The sequence below is a fragment of the Hyphomicrobium facile genome (assembly GCF_900116175.1).
Lineage (GTDB): Bacteria > Pseudomonadota > Alphaproteobacteria > Rhizobiales > Hyphomicrobiaceae > Hyphomicrobium_B > Hyphomicrobium_B facile.
On the sequence record NZ_FPCH01000003.1, the window covers coordinates 134,827 to 150,840 of the forward strand.

Annotated in this window: 12 protein-coding genes; 6 read left to right on the forward strand and 6 right to left on the reverse strand. The window is 58.8% G+C overall.

Annotated features, from left to right (window positions below; all coding sequences use genetic code 11):
* The gene (locus tag BM399_RS13675; protein ID WP_092868345.1) at positions 1-849 is read right to left on the reverse strand and encodes a fumarylacetoacetate hydrolase family protein; all 849 of its coding nucleotides are present in this window, start codon (positions 847-849) and stop codon (positions 1-3) included.
* 247 nt (positions 850-1,096) lie between these two features.
* Here BM399_RS13675 and BM399_RS13680 point away from each other — a divergent pair, with 247 nt between their 5' ends.
* Positions 1,097-1,639 (forward strand): PRC-barrel domain-containing protein, encoded by a 543-nt coding sequence (locus tag BM399_RS13680; protein WP_092869094.1) that lies wholly within the window; start codon positions 1,097-1,099, stop codon positions 1,637-1,639.
* Positions 1,640-1,692: 53 nt separating this feature from the next.
* Positions 1,693-2,919, forward strand: coding sequence for an MFS transporter (locus BM399_RS13685; RefSeq protein WP_092868346.1), 1,227 nt, complete (start codon positions 1,693-1,695; stop codon positions 2,917-2,919).
* 18 nt (positions 2,920-2,937) lie between these two features.
* On the opposite strand, the gene BM399_RS13690 is transcribed toward BM399_RS13685, so the two are convergent.
* The 5 genes from BM399_RS13690 to BM399_RS13710 form a co-directional block, all read right to left on the reverse strand.
* Positions 2,938-6,114 carry an efflux RND transporter permease subunit gene (locus BM399_RS13690; RefSeq protein WP_092868347.1) on the reverse strand — a complete coding sequence of 1,059 codons (3,177 nt, stop codon included), beginning with the start codon at positions 6,112-6,114 and terminating at the stop codon, positions 2,938-2,940.
* A 1-nt stretch (position 6,115) separates the two neighbouring features.
* Entirely contained in the window at positions 6,116-7,324 is a 1,209-nt protein-coding gene (locus BM399_RS13695) for an efflux RND transporter periplasmic adaptor subunit (protein WP_244531258.1), read from the reverse strand.
* 466 nt (positions 7,325-7,790) lie between these two features.
* Positions 7,791-8,468 (reverse strand): adenylyl-sulfate kinase, encoded by a 678-nt coding sequence (gene cysC / locus BM399_RS13700; RefSeq protein WP_092868349.1) that lies wholly within the window; start codon positions 8,466-8,468, stop codon positions 7,791-7,793.
* A gap of 215 nt (positions 8,469-8,683) precedes the next feature.
* Positions 8,684-9,460, reverse strand: a complete 777-nt coding sequence (locus BM399_RS13705; protein WP_177228164.1) for a sulfotransferase family 2 domain-containing protein — start codon at positions 9,458-9,460, stop codon at positions 8,684-8,686.
* A 119-nt stretch (positions 9,461-9,579) separates the two neighbouring features.
* The gene (locus BM399_RS13710; protein WP_092868351.1) at positions 9,580-10,899 is read right to left on the reverse strand and encodes an NRAMP family divalent metal transporter; all 1,320 of its coding nucleotides are present in this window, start codon (positions 10,897-10,899) and stop codon (positions 9,580-9,582) included.
* A 316-nt stretch (positions 10,900-11,215) separates the two neighbouring features.
* Here BM399_RS13710 and BM399_RS13715 point away from each other — a divergent pair, with 316 nt between their 5' ends.
* The 4 genes from BM399_RS13715 (at position 11,216) to BM399_RS13730 (ending at position 16,013) form a co-directional block, all read left to right on the forward strand.
* Complete coding sequence (locus BM399_RS13715; protein ID WP_092868352.1) at positions 11,216-11,500, forward strand: hypothetical protein; 285 nt, start codon at positions 11,216-11,218, stop codon at positions 11,498-11,500.
* A gap of 416 nt (positions 11,501-11,916) precedes the next feature.
* A complete protein-coding gene (locus BM399_RS13720; protein WP_092869095.1) occupies positions 11,917-13,368 on the forward strand; it encodes an aldehyde dehydrogenase family protein in 1,452 nt (483 codons plus the stop codon).
* A gap of 242 nt (positions 13,369-13,610) precedes the next feature.
* Positions 13,611-14,594, forward strand: coding sequence for a helix-turn-helix domain-containing protein (locus BM399_RS13725; protein WP_092868353.1), 984 nt, complete (start codon positions 13,611-13,613; stop codon positions 14,592-14,594).
* A gap of 348 nt (positions 14,595-14,942) precedes the next feature.
* Positions 14,943-16,013, forward strand: a complete 1,071-nt coding sequence (locus tag BM399_RS13730) for a putative urea ABC transporter substrate-binding protein (RefSeq protein ID WP_092868354.1) — start codon at positions 14,943-14,945, stop codon at positions 16,011-16,013.
* Position 16,014: the final 1 nt, after the last annotated feature.

Consider the following 16,014-nt stretch of genomic DNA (forward strand, 5'->3'; position numbering starts at 1 on the left):
TCAGAGCTTGAATTCAACGACCTTCTGACGCTGCGTGCCTAGGCCCTCGATCTTGAGTTCCATGACGTCGCCTGCCTTCAGGAATTCCTTCGGGTTGCGCGCAGTGCCGACACCCGGGGGCGTGCCCGTCGTTATGATGTCGCCGGGCTCCAGAACCATGAATTGCGTCACGTAGGCGAGAAGCTCGGGGATCTTGAAGATCATCGTCGACGTCGAGCCCGATTGCTTGCGCACGCCATTGACGTCCAAGGACATAGCTAGGTTATCGGTATCGGGCACTTCGTCCGGAGTGACGAGCCAGGGACCGATCGGCCCGAACGTTTCTGCCGACTTCCCCTTCACCCACTGACCGGCGCGCTTGCTTTGGAAGACGCGTTCCGACACGTCATTGCAGATGCAGTAGCCGGCAATGTAGTTCGCCCAGTCCTTGGCCTCCACATATCGCGCGCGCGCGCCGATGACGAAGGCGATCTCGCATTCCCAGTCGAGATGCCTGGAATTTCTTGGATACATCACGTCGTCGTTGGGTCCGCAGATCGAGGTCGAAGCCTTATTGAAGAGAATGGGCTCGGCGGGGATTTCCTGGCCGGTCTCCTTGGCGTGGTCGGCGTAGTTGAGGCCGATCGCGACGAAGTTGTGCGTGCCCGCCACCGGGGGTCCGAGACGCGCGCCCTCAGGTGCTTTCGGCAGCGACGCCAGATCGAGGCCGCGCAGCCGAGCGAGCGCTGCGGGCGCCAGGTGCTCGCCCGATAAATCCGGAATGATTCCTGAAAGATCGCGGACGGCGCCCTCGTTATCGAGGATGCCGGGTTTCTCGGCGCCCGGGGCGCCAAAGCGTACGAGTTTCATCTACAGGTATCTCCAGAGGTCGCCGTCGAGCGGGTCGGCGAGCTTCTAAGCAGAAAACGCCTGGGCTGCCAATCGCACGCCCGCGGACCGGGTCGGCCGGGCGGCGGCATCCGTTCTCACAAAGATAAAATGCTGCCGGAACTTGCGCCCTTGCCGCTGGTTACAATCGCGCTGTCATGTGCTCTCGCAAAAGCCAGCGAGCACCGCAGAAGCGAAGTCCCGCCATATCAGGTCCGAGGATCGATCGATGCGAAAGAGGTTTGCGGCGGGTCTTTGTCTTCTGGCCATCGCAGTCTCGGCGGGCATCGGACCGCGACGCGCAACTGCGGACACGGCACCAGCCCCTCAGCCCGCTCCCAAATCGGATGCAGCTTCGCCTGCGAAAGCCGAAGAAAAGATTCCGCCGGTCGAGCCGTCGCCCCTCGGGACGCCTGCAATCGTGGTCGACGACAGCACGGTCGAAACCCTACTTGGAAAGGATGTGAAAAGCACAACCGGGGAAAAGCTCGGGCAAGTTACCGATATTATCGTCGGACATTCGGGTGACCTGCGCGCCGCGGTGATCGATTTCGGGGGCTTCCTAGGGGTCGGCTCGCGCAAGATCGCCGTTGCCTGGCCGACATTACACTTTTCCTCTGGAGGCATCACCCTCGAGATGGGGCGCGATGAGTTGCGTGTGACGCCGGAATATCATCCGGGTGAACCGATCGTTATTGTCGGGTCTGCCGGTGCGCCGCCGCCGCTAACCAAGCCTTCGCCTCCCCCGCATTCTCCGGCGTCAACCAAATGACGGCGGCGCATTCGTCCGCCGCAGCCGCTTTTTCTTGCGCCGCGGATTGAGCCATGCGCGGCTTCAAAGCGCCCTCTAAAAGAAGCCAAATCGGCGTCGACTGGTTTGCATTCTTCCTGGCCGACGCGCAGGTCGGCTTTGGCCCATTCCTTACCGTTTATCTGACGACCGAAAAATGGACGAACGCCGATATCGGGCTCGTGCTGACAGCCGGTAGCGTCATTGCGCTTCTCGGCCAGTTGCCCGGCGGCGCGCTGGTCGATGCAGTAGGACGCGAACGAACGCTTGCTGCGGCTTGCACCCTTATCGTCGGCGCCACGGCGCTCTCCATTGCGATCTGGCCGACGTTCTACGCTGTCTTTCTAGCGCAAGTGATCCACTCGGTTGCGAGCGTGGTGATCGGGCCTGCGCTTGCCGCGATCAGCCTCGGACTCGTGGGTCATAATCTCATCGGGGAACGTCTCGGGCGAAATGCCCGCTTTTCTTCGCTTGGCAGCATGTTCGCAGCGGCGAGCATGGGGGGCATCGGCTATTACTTATCGAGCCAAGCGGTGTTCTTCGTTTCAGCGACCATGACGGTTCCGGCCGTGATGGCGCTCTACCTGATCATCCCGGCGGACTTTCACCGCGAAGAGCTCGAGCCGAAACCGGAGCCCGAATATCACTTCGTCCACGCTGCGAAAACTCTTCTGAGTATGCGGCCGCTGCTCATCCTGGCGGGATCCGTCGCTCTCTTCCATCTTTCCAATGCCGCCGTGCTGCCCCTCGCCGCGAACCTGATTACGTTACGCTCGAGCGAGTCCGCGACCGTTCTCGTTGCGCTGTGCATTATCGTTCCTCAATTCATCGTTGCGCTGATTTCCCCATGGTTCGGCCGATACGGCGATCGCCACGGCCGTCGTCCGCTTCTGTTGTTGGGATTTGCGGCGCTCCCGGTTCGCGCGGCCCTGATGTCCTTCAGCTCTGATCCGACAACCATGGTCAGCATCCAATTGCTCGACGGCATATCGGCGACGGCGCTTGGCGTCCTCGTTTCGGGCGCCGTCGCCGACGTGACCCGTGATACCGGCAACTTCAATCTCGCACTTGCATTCGTCGGGGTTGCGATGGGCGTCGGCGCATCGATCAGTACGACGCTCGCGGGCGAGATCGCGCTCCACTTCGGTACTTCGGCCGCGTTTCTGACGCTCGCAATGATCGGATTGTTCGCGTTTCTCCTGGTAACGCTGGCGTTGCCCGAGACGAGGATCGTCGACGAGCCCGTCGCTGAAGCCGCTTAGATTTCGCCTAGGTTTCTCCTAGGTTTCCGCGGCCTTCACACCTTGTGGCGGCGCATGCGGCTCGGCATGTTCGGTTTTGCCCGGCGCCGGCGCGGCGGACTTTTCACGCGGGGTGCGCGTCACCCAGTCGGACAGGCGATCCATGTAGAGGAAGATGACCGGCGTCGTGAACAGCGTCAGAACCTGACTAATGGCCAAGCCGCCGACCATCGCGTAGCCCAAGGGCTGACGAATTTCCGCGCCTGTTCCCGTTCCCAGCATCAACGGGACACCGCCGAGAAGCGCTGCGAGCGTCGTCATCATGATCGGCCGGAAGCGCAACAGCGATGCCTTGCGGATCGCTTCACGGGCCGAGAGATGTTCGTTTCGTTCGGCATGAATGGCGAAGTCGACGAGCATGATGCCGTTCTTTTTCACGATGCCGATCAGCAGGATGATGCCGATCATCGCCACCAGGTTGAAATCGTATCCAAAGATCATCAGCGTCGCGAGCGCGCCTGCGCCGGCGGACGGCAACGTGGAGAGAATCGTGATCGGGTGAATGTAGCTTTCGTAGAGGATGCCGAGGATAAGATAGACTACGAAGAGCGCGGCCGCGATCAACAGCGGAATTGTTATCAGCGATTGCTGGAAGGCTTGAGCGTTGCCTTGGAATGTCGTCTGCATCGACGCGGGAAGGCGAAGCTCGCGTTCGGCTGCCTTGATCGCGTTCGTCGCGGTGCCGAGGGACACTTCCGGCGCCAGGTTGAAGCTGATCGTGACCGCGGGAAATTGCCCCTGATGAGAGATGGATAGCGGCGCGGTTGGGCGCGTTGTCCAACTCGCGAAGGTCGCAAGCGGAACGAGGCCGCCGGTCGTCGGCGAGCGAATATAGAGATTATCGAGGCTTCCCAAATCGCCCTGGATGGATGGCAGCACCTCCATGACGACGTGGTAGCTGTTCTGCTGCGTGTAATACTGAGCGATTTGGCGCTGACCGAATGCATCGTAGAGCGTCGCATCGATTGCATCAGGGGTTAGCCCGAAGCGCGAGGCTTCGTCGCGGTTGATTTCGACGGTGAGCGTCGTTCCAGCAAGCTGCTGGTCTGTCGCTACGTCGCGAAGTTCGGGCAAGGTTTTGAGCTTACTGAGAACCCTCGGGGCCCATGTGTTCAGCTCATTCACGTTCGCATCCTGCAGCGTATACTGGAACTGCGTTCGCGAAGCGCGGCCGCCGACGGTCACATCCTGCGCCGCTTGCATGAAGAGACGCGCCCCTTCGACTTTTGCAAGCTTCGGCTGAAGCCGGCGAATGACTTCAAATGCCGAAGCCTCGCGCTGGCCCTTTGGCTTCAAGGTTATGTAGACGCGGCCGCTGTTAAGCGCGGAGGTGGGGCCTCCGGCTCCGATGGCCATGGCGACGGTTGCGACGGCGGGATCGCTTGCGACCACGTCGCCAATCTTCTCCTGGCGGCTAAGCATAGCCTGGAAGGAAATATCCTGGGCCGCTTCGGAGATGCCGGTAATGAGGCCCGTATCCTGCTGAGGAAAGAAGCCCTTCGGGATCTCGATGAAGAGATAGGCTGTGAGCGCGAGCGTCGCGAAAAACGTCATCAGCGTGAAGAACTGATGGCGGAGTACAAAGTCGAGGCCGCGGGTATAGCCATTGAGCATCGCTGCGAAGCCGCGTTCGCTCAGATTGTAAAGCCAGCCGTGCTTGACGTCCTTTTCGCTCTTTAAAAACCGCGATGCCATCATCGGCGTCAGCGTCAACGAAACGAAGGCGGAAACCGCTATCGTCATCGTAACAGTGACGGCAAACTCACGAAAGATGCGGCCGATGATGCCGCTCATGAGCAATAGCGGGATGAAGACGGCAACAAGCGAAACGCTGATCGAGATGACGGTGAAGCCGATCTCCTCGGCGCCTTTCATCGCCGCATCGAAAGGTTTGTCGCCGTACTCGACGTAGCGGACGATGTTTTCCAGGACGACGATGGCGTCATCGACGACGAAGCCAACGGAAATCGTCAGGGCCATGAGCGAAAGATTATCGAGGCTGTAGCCCATGACGTACATCAGAGCGCAGGCGCCGAACAGCGCGAGGGGAACGGTGACGCTCGGAATGACGGTCGCCCACAAGCTGCGCAAAAACACGAAGATAACCGCGACGACGAGCGCGACCGAAAGGAGAAGCGTGTATTCCACATCGGCGACGGACGCGCGGATCGTTTCCGTCCGATCGCTCAGAATTTCGATTTTGATCGCCTTCGGCATCGAAGCCTGAAGGCGCGGCAATTGGGCTTTGATGCGGTCCACGGTTTCGATGACGTTCGCACCGGGTTGCTTGAATACGATGAGAAACACGCCACGCTTGCCGTTCGTCCACGCGGCCTTTTTCGCATCCTCGGGGCCGCGGATGGCCTTACCCACATCGCGAACGCGGATCGGACTGCCGTTGCGGTAGGCGAGGATCACATCGTCCCATGACTTCGCGTCCGTCAGCTGGTCGTTGGTGTAGATCGTGTAGCCGCGATTGGTGCTGTCGAGCGAACCCTTAGGACTGTTGACCGTCGTGATCGACAGCGGGATGCGGACCTCTTCAAGAGTAAGGTTGCGCGCGTAGAGCTTGGCGGGATCCAATTGAATGCGGATCGCCGGCTTCTGCTCGCCACCGATCGTCACCTGTCCGACGCCAGTGATCTGGCTGATCTGCTGCGCGAGCTTGGTGTCGGCGTTGTCGTCGACCGCTGTCAGGGGCATTTCGTCGGACGACGCGGACAGGATCAAAATGGGGCTGTCTGCCGGATTGACCTTCCGATAGATCGGCGGCTGAGGCAGATTTTGCGGCAGCTGGCCGCTGGCGGCATTAATGGCCGCCTGGATGTCGTTGGCGGCGCCGTCGATATCGCGATTGAGATCGAACTGCACGACGACCGTTGTGACGGCGAGGCCGCTGGTCGACGTTGTCTGAGTGACTCCGGGTATCTGCGCAAACTGGCGCTCGAGCGGTTGCGCCACGTTCGACGCCATCGTTTCAGGGCTGGCGCCGGGAAGCGTGGCGGAGACCTGGATGGTCGGGAAGTCGATCTGCGGCAGCGGCGCGACCGGCAGGTTCAGGAACGAGACGACGCCGACGAACAGAATGCCCACCATGATGAGCGAGGTGCCGATCGGATAACGGATAAAGATGCCAGATACGCCGCCGGTCGCCATGTCACTCGGCCTCCAGCACGGTGTGCTTGGATTCGGATACCGGGCCGCCCGGAGGCGTTGCTTTCTGTTTCTGCTCCTCCTTTTTCCGATCGTCCGGCAGCTCGACCGTCGAGCCGGGTTCCAGGCGATAATATCCGGCGGTAACGACCTGCTCTCCGGCCTTCACGCCGCTCTTGATGACAGCTTGGCCATCCTGGATTTCGCCGACGACGAGATCGCGCCGTTCGGCCTTTCTGCCGGGCCCGACGACATAGGCGAACATTTTATCGGGCCCGCGCTGGACAGCGGCATCGGGAATAACGACGACATTCTTTTCCGTCGTGATCAGCAGGCGCGTCGCGACGGTCAGTCCGGGCCAAAGAGTCATTTCGGTGTTCGGGAATCTTCCCTTCAGCTTGATCGAGCCGGTGGTCGTGTCGACTTGGTTATCGACGAGCGAAAGCTGCCCCTTGGCGAGTTCCTGCTTGCCGTCTGACGTGAATGCGGTGACGGACAACGGTCCGTGCTTCAGCTCATCGAGGATGCGCGGGAGACGCTCTTCCGGCTCCGTGAAGATCACGGCGATCGGCTGGATTTGCGCGATGGTCGCGACGCCGCCCGTGTCTCCCGCGTGGATGATGTTGCCCTGATCGACGAGACGAAAACCGACGCGGCCGGAGATCGGGGCCTTGATGGTCGTGTAGACGACCTGAACCTCTGTATTTGCAATTGCTCCGGCATCCGCCTTGAGGAGCGACTCCTGCTGCGTGATGTTCGACCGTTGCGTGTCGATCTGCTGTTGCGTGGTCGCGAGGGTGCCGACTTTCTCGAAACGCTGGAGATCGCGCTTCAGGTTGGCAAGGTTGGCTTCGTCCTGCGCCTTCTTGGCGACGGCCTGATCGAGAGCGGCCTGATATGGCCTCGGGTCAATCTGGATCAGAAGATCCCCAGCTTTGACGAACTGGCCCTCGTCGAAGGCGACCTTGGTGATCTCGCCGTCAACGCGCGAGCGAACCGTCACCATATTCCAGGCCTGCGCCGTACCGAGGCTGTCAAAATAGACCGGGAAGTTTCTTGTCTCTGCGGTCGCGACCGTGACGGGCACGCGCTCGTCCGGATTTTTTTCCACCGTCCGTGTTTCGGCGCGGTGATGCTGCCAGACCCAATAGCCGCCGCCAGCCAAGCCCGCCAAGAAAACCAGCCAGATAAACGTCTTAACGAGCGACCTCAACACGACTGCTCCATGCGTGGCAGCGGAGAAGTTGTGAGACGGACAGCCCGCCTCGAATAAACGACGGTTCAGGACGGCTGTTCCGTCGGACGTCGTTTCACATTTTCCGTCCGCACACGGCCGAGAAACATTCCGCATCCGGATAATCTTGGGATTTCAGTCGCCGATGTCGACCATGATGGCGCTTATTTAACGCGGCTCCGCCCTGGGATGATCAGTTTGCGGATCGACGGATCCCTTTCTCGCACCGGATCGCGCTCGCCGGCTCGCATAGTACTCGCGGTTTACCGTGAGCGGTGGCTCCGTCCCTAGATCTCAATTTGCATGAGCATCGCGGTAAACAACATCCGGGGATTTTGAGCTTCCTAGGATGGCGGCCTCTCGCGCGGGCATGACGCGTCTCAATGATGAGGCGCGGCCAGTGTTCCGAATGCAGGGCAAGGGCATCGTTGCCCTTCGTGCGCTGTTATGATGAGCGGGAAGCGCTGACCTGCGTCGGGCGTTCGGAGCGCTCTCCCAAGAACCGCAGAATCCGATCCACAAGCTCGTCCGGGCAGTTCGAGCCGTTCAGAACAATTTCCGGATTTTTAGGTGGTTCGTATGCGGACGAAATGCCCGTGAAGTTCGGGATGAGGCCTTGACGCGCCTTCTTGTACAGACCCTTCGCGTCTCGCCTTTCGCACGTTGCCAAAGGCGTATCGAGATAGACCTCGATGAATTCATCCTGATCGAAAAGCTCTCTTGCCTTCTGTCGCTGCTCGATGAGCGGCGAGATCAGCGAGACGATCACGATCAGTCCCGCGTCAACCATCAGCTTCGCGACTTCGGAGATTCTGCGGACATTCTCCATCCGGTCTTCGGACGAAAAATCGAGATCGCTGCAGAGGCCGTTGCGGCAACAATCTCCATCCAGCACGAACGTATGGCGGCCGGATGCGTAGAGCGTCTCATCGAGAAGGTTTGCCAGCGTCGTCTTGCCCGCGCCCGATAGGCCGGTGAACCAAATGCAGCATGCCCGCTGTGCCTTCAGATCGGAGCGATGCACCTTGGTGATGGCAGAATCCTGCCACTGTAAGTTACCCGCTTTGCGCGAGGATCGATTCGGCGCTTCCACTTCAAGTTTATGAGATTGCGCTCTCTGCATCTGTCTCCCCTAGTGCTCGGAGGGACAGGCTAGCTGCAAATCGGTCGTCGCGAACTATTTGACCGACGAGAAACCGGATATTTCGGTGGCTATGACGGATCGGCCACAACTTCCGGCCGGAAAGAGGAAAAATAATTCTCATCTTCTCGTTCGTTGCCGAAGGTAGCGCATGCGTTAGATCCGGCGGGAAAAAATCCCCGAGAGTTGCTAACGCCTCACCATTCATATCCAAAGTAGTCGATTTCAGCCTTTGCGTGCTTCTCGACATAAGCGCGCGCGGCCGGGTTTAGATAATCCCGATGGCTCGCCGTGCGCGGGCGCAGCCCCGCCTTGGCGTCGGGCAGCGCGAGCGGCTCTTTGATGCCCAATCGATCGAGGGTCGCGCGGAGACCGGACTCAAGTTCTTCGTAACGAATGAAGTGGTCGACCAGCACATTTTGCCCCGAAGCATACATGAACCAGTTGGTCAGCATGACAGGCGGGATCTTGTGGAGAATATAGTCGTTGACCCTCTCCTTGGTGTGATCCGACGTTTTCCGGTTGTTCCAGAAATACTGGCTTATCGCCCGGTCGTAGGGATTACGCACGACGGTGAACTTGAAATACTCGTTCCAAATTTTTTTCGGCAACCCGCGCTGAATCCGGAACGCCGGCATGTGATCATAGAAGGTCACGCGGGGACGATGGTGCTTTTCCAGCGGAACGAACGGAGGGATCGGCAGAGACACGTACGCAGCCCGGTGAAGCGGGATTCGCAAATTGCGCGGCCTGCGAGATTCCAAGAATTGCGCGTATTTTGGATCCTTGGCTTCCATGCCTGGCGTGACGATGTCTTCAGGGCCGCAGAAAAGGGAGAGCTGCATCTCCACGCTTGAGCCGCCCGTCTTGCCCGTTTTGACAAAAATGAACTTGTGACGGTGCGAGACGATCATTTCCAACCCTGAGTGCTTGTGTAGTGCCGCGAGGCGGTTGCCGCTTGTTGAGGACGGCAATCGCATGACTCGTGGGATCATAATGTACTTATTTTTCCTCATCCACGGGGTTGTTCGAGGATGAAGTGAAAATTGCCGCCGCCGAACACAGGAGCGCGCTCCGTCGTTTCGATGCGGCGTCAGATCAACAGGAATACCAGTGTTGCAAGCGCCATTGCGACGGTTGCGATCCAGCCGATTATGAGCAACGGGCGCGGAAGCGTTAGCCGCCCCATGATGTGTGGGTTCATCGCCATCACCATCATCACGGCCATGAGCGGCGCTGCCAAAATTCCATTGACCACTGCGGTCCAGTACAGCGCCTTGATGGGATCGATGGACGTGAAATTCAGCAACACCCCGCCGAGCGTTGCAATCGCTATCGTCGCATAGAACGCCTTTGCTTCTTGTAGCTTGTAATTCAGACCTTGCCTCCAGGAGAAAAGCTCGCTCACACCATAGGCCGCCGAACCGGCAAGTACCGGTACGGCCAGCATGCCTGTTGAAATGATCCCGATCGCAAAGAGGGCAAACGTGAATTCGCCCGCTACCGGCCGCAGTGCTTCCGCCGCTTGCGAGGAGGTTTGAATATCGGTCACGCCGGTGGCGTTCAATGTCGCGGCCGTCGCGAAGATGATGAACAGGGCGATAAGGTTCGACACGCCCATTCCAACCATCGTGTCGATGCGAATGCGCGAAAGCTCCGGACCCGCATCTCGCGGCGTGACACATAGGGGCTTGACGTGACGCCGATGCAGCTCTTCCACTTCCTGTCCCGCTTGCCAGAAAAACAGATATGGGCTGATCGTCGTGCCAAGAACAGCGACGAGAGCCATGGCATGGGGACCATCAAATTCGAAATGCGGAACAAACGTTCCGAGGAGGGCCGTTCCCCACGGCACATGTGCTGTGAAAGCGACGCCCACATACGTGAACAAGCAGAGCGTGGCCCATTTGAGCACGGATGCGTACCTGGCGTAGCTGACGAACGTCTCGAGTAGAATGCACACGATGCCGAACAACACGGTGTAGACGCGTTCCTGGCCGCCGATCAGCAAACCTAATGCAGCACCCATGGCGCCAAGGTCGGCACCGAGGTTGATCACGTTCGCCACGAGCAACAGAAAGACAACGCTGCGGAGCAGCCACGGTGAATAGTGGCGTCGCAAATTGTGCGCGATGCCGTGGCCGGTTACGCAGCCGATCCTTGCGGCGATTGCCTGGATGGCGGTCATCAGTGGAAAGCTGAACAACATGGTCCACGCAAGGCCATAGCCGAATTGCGCTCCGACCTGGCTGTAGGTCGCGATGCCGCTCGGGTCATCATCGGCGGCACCCGTGACCAACCCGGGTCCCAATCTTGCGAAGAACCCCGCCGAAGATGGCGACGCAGCCGCGACTTCATTGGGAGGACTGACGATATCAGCAGTCGTTTCAGTCGCGTTCGGATCGGTTGACATAGCCGAGCCCCTTCCTGCGCAGATTTGAGGTCGATATAGCCCGCTTAAGAGGCCAGCAAAATCATTTGCGTGCCGACCACTTCAAGCGCGCGATTTGCGACCTCGTCTACGGCAACGATGCGCTGTCGTGAATGTTCGACGCGGGCCGTCCCGTAAAGGCAACATCCAGACACGCTGGTTCGCGCCAACTGTTAAGCACCAACTGGCTAGGTCGAGCAGTCTATTTGCGGGCTCAGTTCCATCCACATATCCAAATCTTGGGTGGCCTCGGATGCAGCGCCGGGGTTCGTGCGCTGTAGTTTAATGGAGTTGACCCATGAAAATCACTTCAAAACACATCGCCGCCGCGGTCGGTTCTCTTGCACTCCTCGCCGTAGCTGCACCCATCGCGAATGCGAACTATCTGGGCTTGGCTGACGGCAACCCTGGACCTGCCGATATCTGGGCTGCGACACATCCGGAGTTCGGTAAAGTTGTGCATTCCCATCAGGCAACGATGGGCTTCCGCGGTTCGAGAGATTGTGCGGGCTTGCGCCAAGCCGCAATTGAGACGGGCTCGGGACGCATGTGGCATCGCTATCAGGTTTGCAGGGGCGGATGAACCATGCCTTACGGTCTGCTAAAATGACCGTACGATGAATTTCTTTCCGTGCATTGCCTCGCATCTTTGGACAGAGGATGGGAGGCAATTGTGCTGAGTCTATTCTTGCCCGGAAGGGATCAAGCACGAGGCCGCTCGCTGGCTAACGATTGCCCATCATGGCCTCACCAACCCCGTCGCTGTCGAACCGACACGATTTGAGAAATCGCGGCGCGTGCGGTCTGCGACCCGACGTCCGGAACCAATCCCATACCCTGTACTGAACCCAATGTCCGCAGCCTCCTCGGCAACATGCACGAGGGCGCGTTGCGCAATACCGGTTGACGATCCGTCCGCGTCCGTCGATGAACGCAGAATGCGATCGGTTGCGCAATGCGTTGCCGGTCAGACCGGATTTCAATCGGAGAGCGGACTTCATGATCATCAGGCGGGAATTTTACATCAACGGATCCTGGTGCTCTCCCTCGCGTCCTCGCGACTTCGAGGTCATCAATCCCTCGACCGAGGAACCGTGCGCGATCATCTCGCTCGGCTCTCAAGAAGACACAAACGCGGCTGTTGCGGCGGCAAAAGCGGCATTACCCGCCTGGGCCGCGACACCGCCAAGCGAGCGTGCGCGAATCGTGTCGCGCATTCTCGAGCAGTACGAAGCACGGCTTGCCGAGTATGCTTCCGTTATTGCGATGGAGATGGGCGCGCCGATCGATTTTGCGCTCTCCGACCAAGCACCCTGCCTGCCGTGGCATACCGGTAATTTTCTCAAGGCGTTCGATAAGATCGAATGGATCAGGCCGCTCGGCCCCCACGCGCGCCGGGTTGCGGTGACGCTGGAGCCGATTGGCGTCGTCGGCCTCATTACGCCTTGGAACTGGCCGGTCAATCAAATCGCGCTGAAAGCAATCCCGGCGATGCTGGCCGGCTGCTGTTGCGTTTTGAAGCCGTCCGAAGAAGCGCCGCTCAATGCCATGCTGTTCGCCGAGTTTTGCCATGATGCGGGCGTTCCGGCCGGGGTCTTCAACCTGGTCAACGGGGACGGTGAGGGCGTTGGCACCCAACTTTCGACCCACCCGGACGTCGAGATGATCTCTTTCACCGGGTCGACGCGAGCCGGCAAGGCGATCACTCGAGCCGCGGCCGACACGCTCAAGCGCGTCGCCCTCGAACTTGGTGGTAAAGGCGCAAATCTCGTTTTCGCCGACGCCGACGAGCAAGCGGTCGCGCGCAGCGTACGCCGGATGATGGAAAATTGCGGCCAATCCTGCAACGCGCCTTCGCGAATGCTCGTCGAACGCAGCGTGTATGTGCAGGCGATTGAAAAAGCTGTCGCGACTGCGGAGTCGATCAAAGTTGGGCCTGCCGATGAACACGGCCCCCACATAGGACCGCTGGTCAACAAGCGGCAATGGGATCAAGTCCAGGGCTACATCCAGAAAGGTTTGGAGGAGGGTGCAAGGCTGGTCTGTGGAGGCTTAGGCCTGCCGGAGGGCTTCAATCGGGGTTACTTCGTCAAACCCACAATCTTCGCCGACGTTAAGCCCGGCATGACGATCGAACGCGAGGAGATTTTCGGCCCCGTGATGGCAATGATCCCGTTCGACACCGAGGATGAGGCCGTCCGCGTCGCTAACGATACGCCTTATGGCCTTACCAACTATGTGCAAACCGGCGACGCGCGAAGGGCAAACCGTCTTGCGCTCAAGCTGAAGGCCGGAATGGTGGAGATGAACGGAAAGTCCCGTGGAGCCGGGTCGTTTTTCGGCGGCATGAAGCAATCCGGGCGAGCGCGCGAGGGCGGCGTCTGGGGGATTGAAGAATTCCTCGAGTCAAAAATCGTTTCCGACTACGATTTTTCGCTTGAAGACGCTTAGCGATCAAACGCACGCGCGCCGCCCACACTTTGCCGACTGTGCGACGCGCGTGCGGGGTCTGTTACGAAAGCGCGAAATTCTCGCGATCCGCCAAAATTTCGAGCAGCCGAAGAGATGAGCTTCTACTGATCTGGCGGAGCCGCGCCAGAAGGGGCCCCGGTTCACGCAGTATTCCTGACGTTTGCCCATCTGGCATCGAAGTTGCACCACCTTCCGTCGAAGCTCATTTTGCAAGATGACGGATGTATCGGGAATTCTCAGTCCAAAGCACGCCTCTGCCGCAACGGGCCCGGTCATGGCAGGAAGCCGTATCCCAAATTATCTTGCCGTTCGAAGCGTCGTTTCGGCATCCAGACAGCTTCAACGCAATCTTGAGAAGTTGGGACCTTGGAACTGCGTCGCTGACGTGGATGCGCACAGATTCGGTCCGTTACATTAGAAGAGTCGGCCACGTCCAAAGCGATCACGAAGAGAATATTCTGGTTTCCTTCTCATCGCATTCCGACGTCTGCTTCGAGCAAGACGGCATTCGGCTTCAATGTCCGAAGAAGCAGTTCTTCATCGAAAAGGGCCGAGAACCCTCGGATTTTCTGCAAACCGACAGCAACGAAATTTGGGTGCTCAAGATACCTCTCGCATCCGTCAAAAGGCACATCCGATCCCTAGATCCCTTCTACGGAAGACTATTCGATGGGGATTCAGGCGTCGGCGGCCTCTTGTTCGACATGGTGCAGCAAGTGCCTCACCGGTTTGGATTTTCGGATGACCGCTCGGCGGAAGGGGTCGGCAATACTTTCATCGAGCTTCTCGTCCTTGCGATCGAGTCGCACAATCGAGCGGTGAATAGCTCCCAATCTTCGGTGCAACGCGCGCACCTGAGCCGCGTCGAGCGCTTCGTGAAGCAAAACATCGGCAATCCCAACCTTTCGCTCGAGATGATTGCGGGCGCCTGCAATATCTCCGTGCGCTACCTGCACACGCTTTTTCAAGGGAGCGGGACCTCGATAGCGCATTGGATCAGGGACATGCGGCTGGAGGCTTGCCGGGCGCAACTTTCGGAAACAAATCGACGGGAGCGCATAAGCGAGATCGCATATCGGTGGGGCTTCAGCGATCAAGCTCAATTCAGCCGGCACTTCAAATCGCGTTATGGAATGACACCGCGAGAAATGCGCGCGACCGCAGTACAAGACACACTGAACAAGTGCTCACCGATCATCCCTTAGCATCGCAAATTACTGTCCGATCGAGTGCGCGGCCGCCAACTGCTCGCGAGCTCACCGATGCTGCGCGTTCATTCTCATTTGACATGCCGGCCGGGGCGTTCGTTCGGCAAATTCAAAACTCAGCGGTGCACTATCGCGCAATGGTTTGTGCACTCATTTGCAAGTTGACGCCGGTCAGACTGCTATCGTGTCAACCAAGTCGACCGGCACCTGAGACGATGGTCTCGCCAATCGGACAAAGCACACCACGACTTCCCAAATACCCGAGCCATCTTGGCTGTTCGGCATCGCCGGCGGCTTGCTGGACATGTGTATCAATTCTCGATTGAGGCAACCCAGGAAACATCGATGTACAAGCGCTTCCTCACGACCTTCATCGCTATCACAGCATGCTTGGCCTTCTCTTTGACGCCGGCGCGTGCCGAAAAGAAGGATCACTTTCGGGTCGCATGGTCGATCTACGCGGGGTGGATGCCGTGGGGTTATCTAAAAGACCAGGGCATTTTGAAGAAGTGGGCGGACAAGTACAACATCACCATCGAACTCGTCCAACTCAACGACTACATCGAATCCATCAACCAATACACAGCCGGCAAGTTTGACGGATGCGCCATGGCGACCATGGACACGCTGACGATCCCGGCTGCGGGCGGCGTCGACACGACCATCCTGATCATGGGTGATTACTCGAACGGCAACGACGGCATGGTTCTGAAAACCGGCAAATCCGTTGCCGACCTCAAGGGACAGAAAGTCAATCTCGTCGAGTTCTCCGTGTCGCATTATCTGCTTGCCCGTGCGCTGAGCAGCGTCGGCCTGACAGAGCGCGATGTGACGACCGTCAACACATCCGAAAGCGACTCGGTCGCTGCATTCACCGGCTCGAACGAAATTCAGAACATCGTAAGCTGGAACCCGATGTTGAGCGACATCAAGAAAGTGCCCGGCGCTACCTCCGTATTCGATAGCTCCCAGATTCCCGGCGAGATCATGGACGTCATGACCGTGAATTCGGAAACGCTAAAAGACAATCCCGCTCTGGGCAAAGCACTCACAGGCGCTTGGTACGAGATGTTGGCTTTGATGAATTCCGGGACGCCGGAAGCGGAAAAGGCCATCGCATCGATGGCGGCGGCGTCTGGCACCGATGCCGCGGGATTCAAGGCGCAACTCGCCATGACCTACATGTTCAACACGCCGGCTGATGCACTCAAGTTCCAGGACTCCGCTTCTTTGAAGAAGACGATGGAACTGGTCCGCTCTTTCTCATTCGATCACGGACTGCTGGGTCAAAACGCAAAGTCGAAGGACGTCGTCGGAATCCAATTCCCGGATGGATCAACGATTGGCGATCCCAACAACATCAAGTTCCGCTTCAACACGACCTTCACAGCGATGGCTGCAGAAGGAAAGTTGTGAG

Excerpts from the sequence above, each read along its gene's own strand:
- BM399_RS13675 (WP_092868345.1), bottom strand. The coding sequence starts at position 849 with ATGAAACTCGTACGCTTTGGCGCCCCGGGCGCCGAGAAACCCGGCATC.
- BM399_RS13680 (WP_092869094.1), top strand. The coding sequence starts at position 1,097 with ATGCGAAAGAGGTTTGCGGCGGGTCTTTGTCTTCTGGCCATCGCAGTC.
- BM399_RS13685 (WP_092868346.1), top strand. The coding sequence starts at position 1,693 with ATGCGCGGCTTCAAAGCGCCCTCTAAAAGAAGCCAAATCGGCGTCGAC.
- BM399_RS13690 (WP_092868347.1), bottom strand. The coding sequence starts at position 6,114 with ATGGCGACCGGCGGCGTATCTGGCATCTTTATCCGTTATCCGATCGGC.
- cysC (WP_092868349.1), bottom strand. The coding sequence starts at position 8,468 with ATGCAGAGAGCGCAATCTCATAAACTTGAAGTGGAAGCGCCGAATCGA.
- BM399_RS13710 (WP_092868351.1), bottom strand. The coding sequence starts at position 10,899 with ATGTCAACCGATCCGAACGCGACTGAAACGACTGCTGATATCGTCAGT.
- BM399_RS13715 (WP_092868352.1), top strand. The coding sequence starts at position 11,216 with ATGAAAATCACTTCAAAACACATCGCCGCCGCGGTCGGTTCTCTTGCA.
- BM399_RS13720 (WP_092869095.1), top strand. The coding sequence starts at position 11,917 with ATGATCATCAGGCGGGAATTTTACATCAACGGATCCTGGTGCTCTCCC.
- BM399_RS13725 (WP_092868353.1), top strand. The coding sequence starts at position 13,611 with ATGTATCGGGAATTCTCAGTCCAAAGCACGCCTCTGCCGCAACGGGCC.
- BM399_RS13730 (WP_092868354.1), top strand. The coding sequence starts at position 14,943 with ATGTACAAGCGCTTCCTCACGACCTTCATCGCTATCACAGCATGCTTG.